The sequence below is a fragment of the Paraburkholderia megapolitana genome, from assembly GCF_007556815.1.
In the GTDB taxonomy this organism is placed as follows: Bacteria; Pseudomonadota; Gammaproteobacteria; order Burkholderiales; family Burkholderiaceae; genus Paraburkholderia; species Paraburkholderia megapolitana.
In genome coordinates this window covers 1,844,675-1,860,272 of record NZ_CP041745.1, presented here as the reverse complement: position 1 = coordinate 1,860,272, position 15,598 = coordinate 1,844,675, and the positions used below count along the sequence as shown (strand labels likewise).

The following is a 15,598-nucleotide window of genomic DNA, read 5'->3' as shown; positions in this document are numbered from 1 at the left end:
ATTCGTCCTCGTCCACGCGCCGCCTGCAGTCCACTTGAGTCTCCCCACGAACGAATGACGGCTGTCTGTTGGTCTTGATTAATGAACCTGCTTGTGGTGTCCGCGCTCAACGGCCCCACATGCTCCCCGGTGCGGAATCGCGTGGCCACGCGAGGTCCGCGGGCCGCGATGCACTGCTGCGCTCGCGCGCACCAGCCGCCGCAATCGTGCGCGTCACTTCGACCATGAACGCGCGCCGAAACGTCGCCGCAGAAAATCGCTCGGCATTCGCGCGGCACGCAGCCGGTGAAATCGCCGCGCGATGCCGCTCGAAACGATCGACGGCATCGAGTACGGCGGAAACACTCTGCTGCGCGAAATGCACGCCGGTCGGTTGTGCTTCGCCGAGCGGCACGACAGTTTCCAGCGCGCCACCCTTGCCGTAAGCGATGACCGGCGTGCCGCTCGCCTGCGCTTCGACGACCGCGATGCCGAAATCCTCTTCGGCGGCGAATACGAATGCCTGGGCACGTTGCATATGGTCTTTCAGCACCGCAAACGGCTGATAGCCGAGTATCTGTACATTGGGGCCGGCCTTCGCGCGCAGCTCGGCCATCTGCGGGCCGTCGCCGATCACGATCAGCTTTCGCTGCGGCATTGCGGTGAACGCCTCGACGATCAGATCCATGCGCTTGTACGGCACCATCCGCGATGCGGTCAGATAGAAATCGTCTTTATGTTCGCGTAGTTCGAAGTTGTGCACGTCGACCGGCGGCGCGATCACAACAGCGTTGCGGCGGTAGGTCTTGAGCATCCGGCGCGCGACGAAATGCGAATTCGCGATCAGACAATCGACGCCGTTCGCCGAACGCGCATCCCAGCCGCGCAGATAGTGCAGCAACGCACGTGTGGCCCACGAACGCGGTCCGCGCATCAAACGCGCTTCGCGCAAGTACTGATGCTGCAGGTCCCACGCGTAGCGCATCGGCGAGTGCACGTAGCTCACATGTGTCTGGTCGGGGCCGACCAGTACGCCCTTGGCCACCGCGTACGAACTCGTGATGATCAGGTCGTAGTCCGACAGATCGAACTGCTCGATAGCGAGTGGCATCAACGGCAAATAGCCGCGATAGCGGCGCCGTGCAAACGGCAGACGCTGGATAAACGACGTCGTGACCGGCTTGCCGCGCACCGGCGTTCGGTCCTCGAGGAAATCGACCAGGCTGAACAGGTCGGCGTCGGGAAAGCACTGGATGATCTGCTCCAGCACCTTCTCCGCTCCGCCGGGAGCTACGAGCCAGTCGTGCACGATCGCCACTCTCATCATTTCGATACCTGTAGGACGGCGCACGGACAAACCCTCGCCACGCAACCGAGTGTACGGGGCGTGTCTGCGGCCGTGCGTGCGCGCGGCCACACTGCGCGTGAGACAACGCGCGAATAATGGAAACTCGCCGGTTGCGTGTGTGGACCGATCCGGCGAGCCGCCGGCTACGCCCGTCTCTGTTACCTCTCTTGCTACGCTTGCCCGACGATGAACAGTCCTCGTATCGCTTCGCCGTTCCCACTCGCCCGTGCCGCCGATAGCGACACTGTTGTTCACGACAATGCTGACGCGCCGTCGGTGCTATTCGTCGATCAAAGCGGTCAGCTCGGTGGTGCGGAGTTTTCGCTGCTGCCGCTCGCTGAAGCATGTGCTGCGCGCGGCAAGGTAGTTTTGCTGTCGGATGGACCGTTTCGCGCGCGGCTCGAAACGCTTGGCGTGCCTGTCGAAGTGATCGGCAATGCGCGTGTGTCGGGTATCGGCAGGCAGTCGTTGCGGCTCGGGTGGTTGCGCGCATTGCCCGGTATCGTGCGTCAGGTGCGTGCAATCGCGGACGTGGCGAAACGCTACGATGTGCTGTTCCTGAATACGCAAAAAGCGCTCGTGATCGGCGCGCTCGGCAAGCCGCTGCATCGGCGGCCCGTGATCTGGCATCTGCACGACATCATGTCGCCCGAGCATTTCGGATTCGCACAGCGGCTCGTGGTGAAGTGGCTCGTGCGGCTCGCGGTCGATCGTGTGGTCGCGAATTCGCATGCGTCCGCGCAATCGCTCGCTGAACTCACCGGACGCATGGCCGATATGCCGCCGGTCGTGCACAACGGTATCGATACCGACGCGTTCAATGCAGTGGGCAAATTGAGCCCCGCCGATCTCATCGCGTTGCGCGGGCGCCTCGGACTACCCGAACATGCGTGGCTCGCGGGACTCTTTAGCCGGCTTGCGCCGTGGAAAGGCCAGCATATCGCGATTGCCGCGCTTGCCCGTGTGCCGGATGCACATCTCGTGCTGGTCGGCGCCGCGCTGTTCGGCGAGGATGACTATGTCCAGCATCTGCATGAACTCGCGGCACAGTTCGGTGTGAGCGAGCGCGTGCACTTCATGGGCTTTCGCGACGACATGCCCCTATGGATGAAAGCGATGGACGTCGTGTTGCATACGTCGACGGATGCGGAGCCGTTTGGTCGCGTGATCGTCGAAGGGATGGCGGCTGGGCGACCAGTCATTGCGACCGCGGCCGGTGGAGTCACCGAGATCGTGCGGCACCTGCGCAACGGCTGGCTCGTCGAGCCCGGCAATGTCGAAGCGCTCGCCGGAGCCATGCGAACGTTGCGCGTGTCGCCGCATCTTGCACAACGTCTTGCCGAAAAGGCGCAAGCCGATGCGCAACGCGATTTTTCGCTGGGTATGTATGTGCGGAAAATGACCGATGCGATCGCGGATACGGTGCGCTGACGACTCGAGCCGGCTGTGCCTCGGCTAGCGCCGCGTCTGTAAATGCAGCGCCTATAATCGTCCCATCGATCAACCGGCGATGAGAACGACAATGAAACAGCGCGTGTTGGGGGGAGTCATATTGGCGCTGGGGCTCGCCGTGCTGACAGCCTGCACAAGCGATAGGCCGAGCGTGCCCGACAGCGCGACTATCGTGCGGCTATGCCGTGAGCGGTTGGGTCAATCGGGCCAACCGGCACCCGACTCGCTCGATCAACTCACGCGCCCACAGTGGTCGCGTTATACCGGATGTCTGATCAGCACCAATCTGCGGATTGCATCGAGGGATCGTGCCGGGTATCCGGAGTCGATCGTATCGGTACGCTTTGCGCCTGATGGAAGCGTCGCATCGGCGCAGTTGCTGCACAGCACCGGCGATGCCGCGTGGGACACGCTGGCCGCGCAGGCGATCGCCGCGGCAGCGCCACTGCCGCACGCGCCGACCGGACAACCGGCGACACGCATCGATCTGCGTTTCGCGTCGAGTCCGCGGCTGGGACTGTCCACGGAGACCCACTGGTCAGCCCATACCTGCACGACGGTCGGCAGCGCGACGTCCTGCAACTAGTGTCCGTTGCAGGCGCGCACGAATACGCTTAACGCTGCCCGTATTCGATCGTTTCGACGCCGTGCTCCGCACCGATCAGACACAGGTTGGCGCCGCGCGCCGCAAACAGACCCACCGTCACCACACCCGGCCACGCATTGATCTGCGCTTCGAGTGCGCGCGGATCGTGGATCTGCAGGCCCTTCACGTCGATGATCTCGTTGCCGTTGTCGGTGATGAACGGCGTGCCGTCCTGCTTGACGCGCACCACCGGCACGCCACCGAGCGCCGTCACGCGCCGACCGATGGCGGTACGTGCCATCGGCACGACTTCGACCGGCAGCGGAAACTGGCCGAGCACGGCTACGCGCTTGGAGGCGTCCGCGATGCAGACGAACACATCCGCCACCGACGCGACGATTTTCTCGCGCGTCAACGCCCCGCCGCCGCCCTTGATCATCGCACCGCTCGCGTCGATTTCGTCGGCACCGTCGACGTAAACCGGCAGCGAATCGATCTCGTTCAGATCGAACACCTTGAAACCGTGCGACTGCAGACGCGCCGTCGTCGCGACCGAACTGGACACCGCCCCGCGATAACGCGGGCGGCTCGCGGCGAGCGCATCGATGAAGCAGTTCGCGGTCGACCCGGTACCGACGCCGATGATGGCGCCTTCGGGCACGTTGGCGTTGACGTAGTCGGCGGCGGCGCGGCCGACCAGTTGCTTGAGTTCGTCTTGAGTCATGGAGAGGGCGAAAGGCGGAAAAGCATCGAGTTTACCGGAGTCGCGGCGCGTCGCTGGATTTCAGGCCGCCGCCGCTTGCCGTTTAACGACCTGGCGAAAATTTAAAACTAAATTAGACCTGCCTCTCTTCACGGTAATCCCTCACCGCGGCTAACATGCTTCCGCCGTCATTACACGGAAATTACATTTTTATAACGAGGGAAGCATGAAAACAGCAGTAACCACACTGGGGATGGCCATTGCGCTGACGGCATGCGGCGGTGGCGGCGGTGGTGGAGATAACACCGGCCCTGCTCCTGCAACCAGCGCCGAAGGGATATACCACGGGACCACCTCGAATAACCGGCAAATCGATGCGTTCGTGCTCGATGACGGCACGTATTACGTCATGTACTCGGTGTCCGGTAGCAGCGCGATGCCTGGCGGCGTCGTGGTGGGCAACGGCACGTCGAAGAGCGGGTCGTTCTCGTCGGACAATGCGCGCGACTTCAATCTCGAGGGGCTGGGCATAGTGTCCAGTAGCGTCAGCGCGTCGTACACGCAGAAGAAGTCGCTGAACGGGACGATCGCGTATACGAACGGCACAGGAAGCGCGACCTTTACCGGGAACTACGATGCCGACTATGAGAAAACGCCGGCGCTCACGTCGATCGCTGGATCGTACTCGGGGTTCTTTGTGGCGAGCTTTGGGCAAGGAGGCAGTCTCGCGCCGGTGAGTTTGACGCTGGCAGGAGGCGGCGCGGCGAATTTCTCCGGCGTGCTGTGTTCGTCTACGGGCACGGTGGCGACACGGGTACGTGGCAACGTGTACAACGTGACGGCGACGTTTGCCGGTGCTGACTGTGCACTCGCCGGGCAGTCGTTGAGCGGTATGGCGTATTTCAACAGTACCGATCGGTCGCTCAGAGGGATGTTGACCACGAGCGACCGCAAGACCGGTTATCTGTTCGATGTGACTAAAAAGTAGGACGCGAGGTAATAAGAGTGCGGTACGGCCTGCCTGGATTTTTCGGGCAGGCCTGTTAATGTGCTTTAATAATGCCGTATGGTTATTGTAATTACTCTGAAATCGCTCTACGCTGTCGTCGTCGGGCCGTACCTGACAACTACAACGGGAGATCAATTTTGAAATTGCGGGTTCAGCGGGATTTTTTAAAACAAAACAGATGTTTATTCGTTTCTGCGATAATCGCGACCTTCGCTCTTTACGGATGCGGTGGAGGCGGCGGCGATAGTGCACCAGCAAATACGCCCTCATCTACGTCGCCAACCCAATCGCCATCTTCCTCGACCATTAATGATGTTAGGGGAATCTATACAGGGACGACCGGAGACGGAAAAACTATCACGGGAATTATCCTGGATAATGGCACCATGCATCTGGTCACCACAAATAAAACAGATAATTCAACCCATATTCTGACCGGGGGGCTTAGAAACGCGGACAGCGCCAATTTCGTTTTTGATGTTTCCGATTTTACGATAGATCATAATGATAAGCAGGGACTTGGCGAGATGTCCGGATCTTACGTGACAAAGAAGGCCATCACGGGACATCTGAACTACGTACCAGAGGGGGCCCATCAGCCAGCCCCAGGGGCCGGCATTCCATTCTCGCTAAACTACAGCAGTAGTAGCGAAGAGACTGCGAGCCTCGATCAGCTACCAGCCGCTGTAGGTATCAATATCCGTGGAACGTCTTACAGTGGATCTACCGACACCGCGAACCTCAGCGTGAATGCACCGGCATTCCTCATGATGGACAAGAATGGAAATGCCGAACTGGAAGGACCGGGAACATGCACAGGTGAAGGGCGGATTTCGCCAAGGAAAAAAGATAACGCCTATGATATGTATTTTTCCTACAAGAAAACGCCGCAATGCGATTTATCAGAGCTTCGAGCGTCGGGAATTCTTTATTTTGGCAAGACCGACAACAACCCTAAAACTCTTATAATGATTGGCGCAGAAATTGACAAAGCAGTAAATTTTTTAATCACAGGTCAATAGATTAAATAGTGGGGCGAAAACAACCACTTCGCCTCACTATAGAATTTTAATTTATCAAATGACCGGGCGAAAATCGGCAGTCAAAACGCAGCCAGATCCTTACTTCTTAAGGACCGCCCGCTGCCTGACCGCCTCGAACAGACAAACCCCACTCGCCACCGAAACATTCAGACTCTCCACAGTACCTGCCATCGGAATCTGCATGACCTCGTCGCAGGTTTCACCCGTCAGACGTCGCATCCCCTCGCCTTCGGCACCGACCACCAGCGCAACCGGTCCATCGAGCTTGGTCTCGTAGAGGCTCTTGGTTGCTTCGCCGGCCGTACCGATCACCCACACGCCGGCGTCCTTCAGTTCGCGCAACGCACGCGCGAGATTCGTGACCGTGATGTAGGGCACCGTGTCCGCCGCGCCGCTCGCGACTTTCGCGGCCGTCGCATTGAGTCCGACTGCGCGGTCGCGCGGCGCGATCACGGCATGCGCACCGGCGGCATCCGCGACGCGCAGGCACGCGCCGAGATTGTGCGGATCGGTCACCCCGTCGAGCACCAGCAGCAACGCCGTCCCATTGATACTGTCGAGCAGTTCCGCGAGATTCTGCGCGAGCGGCAGATCGCTGGCACGCGCGACGATGCCTTGATGGCGCTCGGTATGCGAGAGCCCCCACAGACGCGTTTCATCGGCCGCGATCAGACGGACGCCCGCCTCCTTCGCCACATTCAGAAACTCCTGCATGCGGCGATCGCGCCGCGTCGCGTCGTAATAGACCTCTTCGACCGTCGACGCATCGTGCCGCAGACGCGCGGTCACTGCATGGAAACCGTATAGAACCTTGAGACGTGACATGACTGAACAACCTTTGATTAAGCGATCGACGATGCGCTTCTAGTTCTGATAAAAACCTGCTGAAAAATGCACAACGCGCGCAGTGCGGTACGGATACCGACTGCGCGCGGCGAAACTGAAGACAACGTCAGCGCTTCTTGCGCGTCTGCGGTTTCGGCGCCGACTTCGGTGCCGATTTCTGCGCGACGCCACGCTTCTTCGCCGCTCCGCGAGCAGCACGTGCTTCTTTCACCTCAGCCGTTTGCGCAGGCGCAGGCTTCTTGCGACGCGCCCCTTCGGCCGGCGGCAACGAACGCACGCGCGCCCCACCGCCCGTTTCGAGCACCGCTTTCTCCGCATGTCCCGCGCGGCTTGCCGGCGGCTTGACCGGCGCATCGCGCACGAGCCGGAAATCGATCTTGCGTGCGTCGAGATCGACGCGGCTCACCTGCACGCGCACGCGATCGGACAAACGGTAGCGAATGCCCGTACGCTCGCCGCGCAGTTCGTTCTTGATCTCGTCGTACTGAAAGTAATCGGAGCCGAGCTCGGTGACGTGCACGAGCCCTTCGATAAAGAGCGCATCGAGCTGCACGAAGATGCCGAACGACGTCACGCCGCTCACCATCCCGCCGTATTCCTCGCCGAGCTTGTCGCGCATGAAGTAGCACTTGAGCCAGGCTTCGACGTCGCGCGAGGCTTCGTCGGCGCGGCGCTCGTTCGCCGAACAGTGCAGACCGAGCTCTTCCCAGATCGCCGTGTTCTCGCGACGGCGGTTGCCGCGCTTCTCGTCGTCGGCCTGCTGCATCGCGCGGGCACGCGGCGACAGCGCCGTGTTCAGCACGACGCCTTCCGGCGCTTCCGGGTTGTACTTCTTGCCTTGCAGGATCGCGTAGATCGCGCGGTGTGTGAGCAGATCGGGGTAACGGCGAATCGGGCTCGTGAAGTGCGCGTACGCCTCGTAAGCCAGCCCGAAGTGGCCGATGTTGTCGGGACTGTAGACGGCCTGCTGCATCGAACGCAGCAGCATCGTCTGCAGCATCTGCGCGTCGGGGCGGTCGCGGATATGCGCCATCAACGCCGCGTAATCGCTCGCATGCGGCGACTCGCCGCCGCCGAGCGTCAGCCCCATGCCGCGCAGGAACGTACGCAGGTTTTCGAGCCGTTCGGCCGTCGGCCCCGCGTGTATGCGATACAGACCGGGGTGCTTGTTGCGCTTCATGAAGTCGGCCGCGCAGACGTTCGCGGCCAGCATGCATTCTTCGATCAGCTTGTGCGCGTCGTTGCGCGTACGCGGCACGATCTGCTCGATCTTGCCCTGCGCATTGCAGACGATGTAAGTCTCGGTCGTATCGAAGTCGATGGCGCCGCGCTTCTGGCGCGCCGCGAACAGCGACTTATAGACGCCGTGCAGGTTCTGCAGCTGCGGCATCAGCGCGGCGCGCTTTGTCGCCTCGGGGCCTTTCGTATTCTTCAGGACGGCGGCCACCTCGGTATAGGTGAGCCGCGCGGCCGAATGCATCACGCCTGGATAGAACTGGTAACCCTTGATCTCGCCACGCTCGGTGATGATCATGTCGCAGACCAGCACACAACGATCGACGTGCGGGTTCAGCGAGCACAGGCCATTCGACAGCTTCTCGGGCAGCATCGGAATCACGCGGCGCGGGAAATACACCGACGTGCTGCGCTCGATCGCATCGGCATCGAGGCCACCCTTGGGCAGCACGTAATGCGACACGTCGGCGATCGCAACGATCAGACGGAAGCCGTCGCCCCGACCGACCGTAACCGGCTCGCAGTACACGGCATCGTCGAAATCGCGTGCGTCTTCGCCATCGATCGTGACGAGCGGGACGTCGCGCAGATCGACGCGATGGCGCAGATCGGAGGGACGGACTTCGTCGGGGAGTTTCGCGGCTTCGTCGAGTGCGGCGCGATCGAATTCGTGCGGCACACCATACTTGCGCACCGCGATCTCGATCTCCATGCCAGGGTCGTCGATATCGCCGAGCACTTCGACCACACGGCCGAGCGGTTGCGAATGACGGCTCGGGAAGTCGGTCAGCTCGACCACCACCACCTGACCGACCTTCGCCTTCTTCGTGTTCTGCGTGACGAGGATGTCGTGGCCGATGCGCTTGTCTTCCGGCGCGACGATCATGGCGCCGTTCTCGCTCAGCAGACGACCGATCACGCGACGGTTCGCACGGTCGGTGACCTCGACGATGTGGCCTTCGGGCCGCCCGCGCCGGTCGTAGCCGACGATGCGCGCAAGCACGCGATCGTTGTGCATGACCTTTTGCATTTCGCCGGTAGGTAGGAACAGATCGTCCTGGCCATCGTCGCGCACGAGGAAACCGTAACCGTCACGATGCCCCTGCACACGGCCGGCGACGAAGTTGGACGGATGGGTTAGCTGGTAATGACCGCGCTGATCGAGCCGGATCTGGCCGTCGCGCTCCATGGCGCCGAGGCGCTTGAAAAATCCTTCGCGCTCCTGGCGTTTGATCGACAGCGCTTCGGCGATGTCGTTCGCGGCAAGCGGTGTTTCACTCGTGCGCAGCACGCCGAGGATTTCTTCGCGGCTCGGAATCGGGTACGGATATTTGCTCAAGGGCTTGTCGATGATCTTGTTCTCGTTGCGTGAACGTCGTGGCGAGATGACGCGGCTCGTTACAGCGCTCAACCGAACCGGCTCGCCCGGAGGTGGGCCCAAGGCGCCCGCGCGCCGACCCAAAGACTTCTGCGAGGCATTCTAACACCCGTATTCCGCGCCACGCGGCGCTCGACGTCGCAGCAACCGGACGAACCGGGCGGCACCTTGGGGTACGTTCGAAACGCTTGACAGCTTTCGCCCGACGGTTATAATTGCGTTCTTTGCTCTGGTCACAAGCAACACGACTGACTGAGTAACACGGCAAAGACAGACACCTGCCCAGGTGGCGAAATTGGTAGACGCACTAGGTTCAGGTCCTAGCGGTGGCAACACTGTGGAGGTTCGAGTCCTCTCTTGGGCACCAAACATCGGAAAGCCGCCTTCGGGCGGCTTTTCTTTTTGCGGTTTGTTTTTTACTTCGCTGAATGCACGCGCAGCAGATAAGTTGAGTTGGTCGCTTTCAACTTCCAATTGACACAATGCATCATCCCGCTAAAATTACGGCTTGACCTGAAGGATGCCCAGGTGGCGGAATTGGTAGACGCACTAGGTTCAGGTCCTAGCGGTGGCAACACCGTGGAGGTTCGAGTCCTCTCCTGGGCACCAGCGAAGTAGATTCAGATCAGTTGCAGGACTTATAAAAACGCTCGCCTTTGCGAGCGTTTTGTTTTTGGGCCGCCCAGAAGGCGCGCGCCCTTTACGCGCCCAGTTTTGCCGCGGCACCACGACCCCATACAACGTCAAATTTTCGCAAAGCTACCCAACCGCGACGGGCTCGCGCGCAGTCTCAGGCCGCCAGCCCAGCTCCGGCGCGATCCGCGTAACGAAGTCTTCAAGAATCTGCTGATAGTTCTCAAACGGCAGGTCATACGGCAACTCAAGCCGCAGTTCGCTTACCTGCCCCACCACCGGATCATCGAGCAGGCGACTAACAATTTCATCGGCGGAACCGACCAGATCGGGCGCAAACAACGTACGCCGCTCGCCATGCGGAGCCAGCGTACGCGCGTGGCGCTTCTCGGCAAACTCGCGATAGCGCTGCCGCGTCGGCGCATCGGCGCCGTCGGTCGGCACGATCACACGGCCCAGCGCAATGCGCGGTGCGCGCGCTTCGCTCCACTGCGAACGAAACAGCTCAAGTTGCCGTAGCTGCGCGTCGCGGTAATCGTCGGTCCCCTCGCCCGACGTGATATTGCCGAGCAGCAGATTGAACCCGTTGCGACCGGCCCATTCGATCGAACGCTGCGAACCGCCGCCATACCAGAGCCGCTCAGTCAAACCTGCCGCGTACGGCGTCACGCGCGGCCGCACACGACCTGCCGCTGATTCGACGAAAGCGTCGTCGTCGCCGAGCCATTCCCCCGCGAGATTGCGGCGCAGACGCTCGATGCGAGCATGCGAAAAATCGATCAGTTCCGGATTCGCGTCGAACAGCCGGTCGCCAAGCAGGATGCCGTGTGCCGGCGTACCGGCGCTCAGCCCGACATTGAGGCGCCCACGAGACAGCACATCGACGGTCGCGAGATCTTCGGCGAGGCGAAACGGATTCTCGTAGCCCATCTGGATCACCGCCGCGCCGAGTCCGATGCGCGTCGTGCGCTGGCTCGCCGCAGCGAGCAGCGTCGCCGACGATGACACCGCCCGCTCCAGATGACGCTGACGCACCCACGCGCTGTCGTAACCCAGTGCCTCGCCCACACCGAACAGTTCAAGTGTTTGCTCGAAGCCGGCGCGTGGCGCGTCGTCCGGGTAATTGCCCGGCGTCAGGAAAGCAAGATGATCGATACGCACGGCACACATACTTCGCCCCTGTAGTGGTTCCTACGATGCCCTCGCTCACGCATCCGGAAATCCCGCGGGATTGGTTTCCGAACGATCGATAGCCTCCGTCTGCAAGCCCCAACGCGCCAGCGCAGCGCGATATTGCCCGCCACGAATCAAGCCGTTCGTCGCGACCGTCAGCGCCGGCGCGAGACCGCTGTCCTTGCGCGTCGCGATCGCGACATCGGCCTTGTACGGCCAGCCCGCGTTGACGGTACCCACCTGGCGGATCTGTCCTTGTGTCGTGGCCTCATAGGCAAGCGGCGCATCCGGGTTGAAGATCGCATCCGCTCGTTTCGACAGCAGCGCCAGGCGCGCCGACGCCTCATCTTCGTAGTACAGCAGCGTGGCTTCCTTCAGTCCATGCGCCACGTTGCGCCGGTTCCATTCGAGCAGGATGCGCTCCTGAATCGTCCCGGAGCCCGTGATGATGCGCAGCCCCGCAATATCCTGCGGTTCGCGGATCGTCTTGATCGCGCTGTCGGTCCGCACAAAGAATCCGTGCAACCCGAGCCGGTAGGTCGTGAAATCGAACTTCTGCTTGCGCTTCTCGGTGACGCCGACGTTCGAGATGACGGCATCGAACTTGCCCGATGTGAGACCGAGCGGCCAGTCCGCCCACGCAACCGGGACCAGTTGCAAATGCAGACCGAGTGCATCGGCGACCAGTTGCGCGTAATCGGGATCGGAGCCCACGACACTGCGGGCGTCGGTTGCATACGTAGCAATAGGCGCAGCGTATGGCGAAATCGCCACCGTCAACACGCCAGGGGTGACGAAGCGATAGCCGGCGAGCCCGCTCGATGCGGCGGCATCTTTCGGCGCGCGGACACGCTCTTTCTGTTCAGCGCTGAAATCGAAAGACTGCGTTGCGGCGTGTGCAAACCCAACCGGGCAAACAAGCGGCATCGCAGCCAGCGCACTCAGGTTGATCAGGAACGTGCGCCGTTGAGTCATGAGCTGTTTCGAGTCGTAGCGTTGTCCACGTCGCATGCGATCACAGCACCTTCGAGAGAAATTCGCGGGTACGCGCCTGCGCCGGATCGCCGAGCACGCTTGCCGGCGAACCCGTTTCGACGATACGTCCACCGTCCATGAACACGATCGTGTCCGCGACCTCGCGTGCAAAGCCGATTTCGTGTGTGACGATGATCAGCGTCGTGCCCGACCGTGCGAGCTGGCGGATCACGTCGAGCACTTCGTTGACGAGCTCCGGGTCGAGCGCCGATGTCGGCTCGTCGAACAGCAGCACCTTCGGCTTGAGCGCCAGTGCGCGCGCAATCGCCACGCGCTGCTGCTGGCCGCCCGACAGTTGGCGCGGCCACGCGTCGGCCTTGTCGGCAAGCCCCACTCGCGCGAGTAGTTCGCGCGCTTCGGCTTCCGCCTGCCCGCGCGGTACGCCCGATGCCAGCGGCGCCTCGACGATGTTGTCGAGCACGCTCAGGTGCGGAAACAGGTTGAAGCTCTGGAACACCATGCCGACATCGGCACGGCGCCGTTGCAGGACGTCTTTCTCCTTGAGCTCGTAGAGCGTGCGTCCGTCGCGGCGATAGCCGATCAGATCGCCGTCGATGTCGATGAAGCCGTCGTCGACGCGCTCGAGGTGATTGATCGAGCGCAGCAGTGTCGATTTACCCGAGCCCGATTGCCCGAGAATCACGGTGACACTGCCCGAGGGAATCGCGAGCGAAATGTTATCGAGTACCTTCAGCGCGCCGAAGCTCTTCGATACATTGTGAATACCCACCTTGCCGCCGACGCGCCGCTGCGCCCAGCCGGTTGTCGTGCCCGCATCGGACGTTTGAGCGTGCGTTGCCAGTCGGGCCGCAGCGCGCGCGTTGCGCCAGTGCTTGAACAACGCAGCCAACGGCGACGCCACTACCTGCTCGCGCGTCGCGCCGCGCGCATAGAACCGTTCGATGTGAACCTGGATCGCCGACAACACCGTGAGAATGATCAGATACCAGACCGTTGCGACCATCAGCAGCGGAATCACCTCGAGATTGCGGTGATAGATGATCTGCACCGTGTAGAACAGATCCGGCATCGCGAGGATGTAGACGACCGACGTGCCCTTCGCAAGACCGATCACGTCGTTGAACGCGGTGGGCAGGATCGCGCGCATTGCTTGCGGCAACACGATGCGTCGCACCTGGCGCGTCCCCGGCAACCCGAGTGCGGCAGCAGCTTCACGCTGTCCGTGATCGACGGACAGAATCCCGCCGCGAATCGCCTCGGCCGAAAACGCCGCGTGGTTCAGCGTGAGCCCGAGCGCCGCCGCGAAGAATGGGCTGATCAGATCGGTGGTCGATTGATTCAGCAGCGCGATGTGAGTGAACGGCACGCCGATCCAGATCGTCTCGTACAGATAGCCGAGGTTGTTCAGAAGAAGCAGCAGCACGATCGGCGGGATCGAGCGGAATAGCCAGATGAACGCCCACGCGCAGCCGGCCAGCAGCGGCGAGCGCGACACGCGCGCCAGTGCGAGCGGGACCGCGAGCGCGAAACCGAACAGTGCGCCAAGCCCGGTGAGCACGAGCGTGCGCGCGAGTCCCTCGAGCACAGGCCCGGCAAAAAACCACTCCGCAAAAACGCCCCAGCCCCAGCGAGGATTGCCAAGCACCGAGTTCAGTACGATCCCGATCAGCGCGATCGCCAGTACCGTTCCTGCCGTGCGTGCGTGATGTTTTGCCGGGACGATCCGGTAGTGCGCGTATTCCGCGCCTGCTGTGTCATCGGCCGGGTGACCGGGGTGACCAGGACGGCCCACGGGGACCGTGCCCGGAAACTGCTGGGTGGTATCGCTCATGATCTGTCTCCCGCTGTGCGAACTGTCGGTTACGCCGTTTCTGCAGTTGCGTAGCGGCTCACGCGTCGCGGCAGCCCGAGGTGATCGCGCAGCGTCGTCCCGGCGAGCGTGCGGCTATAACGGCCGCGCGCTTCGAGTGCCGGGATCACATAGCGGACGAAATCGCCGAAACCTTCGGCCTGCACCGGAAAACCGAGGATGAAACCGTCGGCCGCATCCGCATCGAACCAGCGGATCAGCTCGTCGGCAATCTGCTCGCCTGTGCCGATGAACTGCGTCTTCGGTGTCGCCACTTCCAGTGCGACTTCGCGCAACGTCGAGCCCTTCTTCTGCGCCTCGGCCTTGATACGGTCGGTCGTCGAACGGAAACTGTTCTTGCCGAGATCGCCGAGATCCGGGAACGGTTCGTCGAGTGGGTATTGCGTAAAGTCGTGATGTTCGAAGAAGCGGCCCAGATACGCGAGCGCTTCATCGACGGTGAGCAGATCGCGGATCACGCGATACTTCGCTTCAGCCTCGGCTATCGTTGCACCGACAATCGGGCCGATGCCCGGGAAAATCTTTACGTCGGTGGCGAGGCGCCCGTGTTCCACCGCGCTCTGCCGCACACTCTCTGCGAACGCGCGCGTTTCTTCGAGCGAAGGCGAGTGAGTGAACACCGCATCGGCGTACTTGCCCGCGAGCGCGATTCCGGAATCCGACGACCCTGCCTGGAAGATCACCGGCTGCCCCTGCGGCGAACGCTGGATGTTGATCGGTCCGGCCACTTCGAAGAACCGCCCCTTGTGGTCGAGCGTATGCAGTTTCTCGCGATCGAAGAAACGTCCGCCTTCGCGATCGCGCACGAATGCGCCGTCATCCCAGCTGTCCCAGAGTCCCTGCACGACTTCCAGATATTCGTCGGCGATTTCATAGCGCAGTTCGTGATCGGGATGCTCGCCCCCGTAGTTCTTCGCGGAACCCTCCAGCGGCGAAGTCACGACGTTCCACCCTGCCCGTCCACCGCTAATCAGGTCAAGCGACGCGAACTGTCGCGCCACCGTAAACGGGTGGCTGTACGACGTCGACAGCGTGCCTGCCAGACCGATCTTTGAAGTCGAGGCTGCGAGCGCCGACAGGATCGAGATCGGTTCGAAGCGGTTCAGGAAATGCGGAATCGACTTGTCGTTGATATACAGGCCATCGGCCACGAACGCGAACGCCACGCCGTTCGCCTCGGCCTTCTGCGCGATACCGGTGACGAAATCGAGGTTCACGCTGGCGTCGGCGGGTCCGGCGGGATGTTTCCAGGAATTCATGTGACCGCCTGCGCCGTGCAGCATGATGCCGAAAGTGAGGTTTCGCTGGGTCATGGTGTGGTCCGGTAAACGAAAGAGAGTAAGAAG

General features: G+C 61.8%; 12 protein-coding genes and 2 tRNA genes. 6 read left to right on the top strand and 8 right to left on the bottom strand.

Annotated elements, in window-relative coordinates; all coding sequences use genetic code 11:
- Positions 1 to 106: 106 nt before the first annotated feature.
- Positions 107 to 1,303: a glycosyltransferase family 4 protein gene (locus FNZ07_RS21720; RefSeq protein WP_091016860.1), complete on the bottom strand. Its 1,197-nt coding sequence runs from the start codon at positions 1,301 to 1,303 to the stop codon at positions 107 to 109.
- A 210-nt stretch (positions 1,304 to 1,513) separates the two neighbouring features.
- On the opposite strand from FNZ07_RS21720, the gene FNZ07_RS21715 reads away from it, so the two are divergent.
- Entirely contained in the window at positions 1,514 to 2,758 is a 1,245-nt protein-coding gene (locus FNZ07_RS21715) for a glycosyltransferase family 4 protein (RefSeq protein ID WP_091016235.1), read from the top strand.
- A 91-nt stretch (positions 2,759 to 2,849) separates the two neighbouring features.
- The gene (locus tag FNZ07_RS21710) at positions 2,850 to 3,365 is read left to right on the top strand and encodes a TonB family protein (protein WP_170275814.1); all 516 of its coding nucleotides are present in this window, start codon (positions 2,850 to 2,852) and stop codon (positions 3,363 to 3,365) included.
- Positions 3,366 to 3,393: 28 nt separating this feature from the next.
- Here FNZ07_RS21710 and rpiA read toward each other — a convergent pair whose 3' ends face one another.
- A complete protein-coding gene (gene rpiA / locus FNZ07_RS21705; protein WP_091016230.1) occupies positions 3,394 to 4,089 on the bottom strand; it encodes a ribose-5-phosphate isomerase RpiA in 696 nt (231 codons plus the stop codon).
- Between the two features lie 205 nt (positions 4,090 to 4,294).
- Between rpiA and FNZ07_RS21700 the strand changes: the two genes are divergently transcribed.
- Both FNZ07_RS21700 and FNZ07_RS21695 read left to right on the top strand, forming a co-directional pair.
- Complete coding sequence (locus FNZ07_RS21700) at positions 4,295 to 5,056, top strand: hypothetical protein (RefSeq protein WP_143098135.1); 762 nt, start codon at positions 4,295 to 4,297, stop codon at positions 5,054 to 5,056.
- A 158-nt stretch (positions 5,057 to 5,214) separates the two neighbouring features.
- Entirely contained in the window at positions 5,215 to 6,099 is an 885-nt protein-coding gene (locus FNZ07_RS21695) for a hypothetical protein (RefSeq protein WP_143098134.1), read from the top strand.
- A 99-nt stretch (positions 6,100 to 6,198) separates the two neighbouring features.
- Here the strand turns inward: FNZ07_RS21695 and rlmB are convergent, their stop codons facing one another.
- Both rlmB and rnr read right to left on the bottom strand, forming a co-directional pair.
- On the bottom strand, positions 6,199 to 6,945 hold the full coding sequence (gene rlmB, locus FNZ07_RS21690) for a 23S rRNA (guanosine(2251)-2'-O)-methyltransferase RlmB (RefSeq protein ID WP_091016223.1): 747 nt from the start codon (positions 6,943 to 6,945) through the stop codon (positions 6,199 to 6,201).
- Positions 6,946 to 7,072: 127 nt separating this feature from the next.
- The gene (gene rnr, locus FNZ07_RS21685; protein ID WP_177228314.1) at positions 7,073 to 9,589 is read right to left on the bottom strand and encodes a ribonuclease R; all 2,517 of its coding nucleotides are present in this window, start codon (positions 9,587 to 9,589) and stop codon (positions 7,073 to 7,075) included.
- A gap of 271 nt (positions 9,590 to 9,860) precedes the next feature.
- Between rnr and FNZ07_RS21680 the strand changes: the two genes are divergently transcribed.
- Positions 9,861 to 9,947, top strand: a tRNA-Leu gene (locus tag FNZ07_RS21680).
- A gap of 155 nt (positions 9,948 to 10,102) precedes the next feature.
- A tRNA-Leu gene (locus FNZ07_RS21675) sits at positions 10,103 to 10,189 on the top strand.
- A 150-nt stretch (positions 10,190 to 10,339) separates the two neighbouring features.
- Here the strand turns inward: FNZ07_RS21675 and FNZ07_RS21670 are convergent.
- The 4 genes from FNZ07_RS21670 to FNZ07_RS21655 are packed head-to-tail and all read right to left on the bottom strand — an operon-like array spanning position 10,340 to position 15,565.
- Positions 10,340 to 11,383 carry an LLM class flavin-dependent oxidoreductase gene (locus FNZ07_RS21670; protein WP_091016221.1) on the bottom strand — a complete coding sequence of 348 codons (1,044 nt, stop codon included), beginning with the start codon at positions 11,381 to 11,383 and terminating at the stop codon, positions 10,340 to 10,342.
- Between the two features lie 36 nt (positions 11,384 to 11,419).
- Positions 11,420 to 12,361, bottom strand: a complete 942-nt coding sequence (locus FNZ07_RS21665; protein ID WP_091016218.1) for an ABC transporter substrate-binding protein — start codon at positions 12,359 to 12,361, stop codon at positions 11,420 to 11,422.
- 40 nt (positions 12,362 to 12,401) lie between these two features.
- A complete protein-coding gene (locus tag FNZ07_RS34310; protein WP_091016216.1) occupies positions 12,402 to 14,213 on the bottom strand; it encodes an amino acid ABC transporter permease/ATP-binding protein in 1,812 nt (603 codons plus the stop codon).
- 29 nt (positions 14,214 to 14,242) lie between these two features.
- A complete protein-coding gene (locus FNZ07_RS21655) occupies positions 14,243 to 15,565 on the bottom strand; it encodes an LLM class flavin-dependent oxidoreductase (RefSeq protein WP_091016213.1) in 1,323 nt (440 codons plus the stop codon).
- Positions 15,566 to 15,598: the final 33 nt, after the last annotated feature.

Excerpts from the sequence above, each read along its gene's own strand:
- FNZ07_RS21715 (WP_091016235.1), top strand. The coding sequence starts at position 1,514 with ATGAACAGTCCTCGTATCGCTTCGCCGTTCCCACTCGCCCGTGCCGCC.
- rpiA (WP_091016230.1), bottom strand. The coding sequence starts at position 4,089 with ATGACTCAAGACGAACTCAAGCAACTGGTCGGCCGCGCCGCCGCCGAC.
- FNZ07_RS21720 (WP_091016860.1), bottom strand. The coding sequence starts at position 1,303 with ATGAGAGTGGCGATCGTGCACGACTGGCTCGTAGCTCCCGGCGGAGCG.
- FNZ07_RS34310 (WP_091016216.1), bottom strand. The coding sequence starts at position 14,213 with ATGAGCGATACCACCCAGCAGTTTCCGGGCACGGTCCCCGTGGGCCGT.
- FNZ07_RS21665 (WP_091016218.1), bottom strand. The coding sequence starts at position 12,361 with ATGACTCAACGGCGCACGTTCCTGATCAACCTGAGTGCGCTGGCTGCG.
- FNZ07_RS21655 (WP_091016213.1), bottom strand. The coding sequence starts at position 15,565 with ATGACCCAGCGAAACCTCACTTTCGGCATCATGCTGCACGGCGCAGGC.
- rlmB (WP_091016223.1), bottom strand. The coding sequence starts at position 6,945 with ATGTCACGTCTCAAGGTTCTATACGGTTTCCATGCAGTGACCGCGCGT.
- FNZ07_RS21710 (WP_170275814.1), top strand. The coding sequence starts at position 2,850 with ATGAAACAGCGCGTGTTGGGGGGAGTCATATTGGCGCTGGGGCTCGCC.
- FNZ07_RS21700 (WP_143098135.1), top strand. The coding sequence starts at position 4,295 with ATGAAAACAGCAGTAACCACACTGGGGATGGCCATTGCGCTGACGGCA.
- FNZ07_RS21670 (WP_091016221.1), bottom strand. The coding sequence starts at position 11,383 with ATGTGTGCCGTGCGTATCGATCATCTTGCTTTCCTGACGCCGGGCAAT.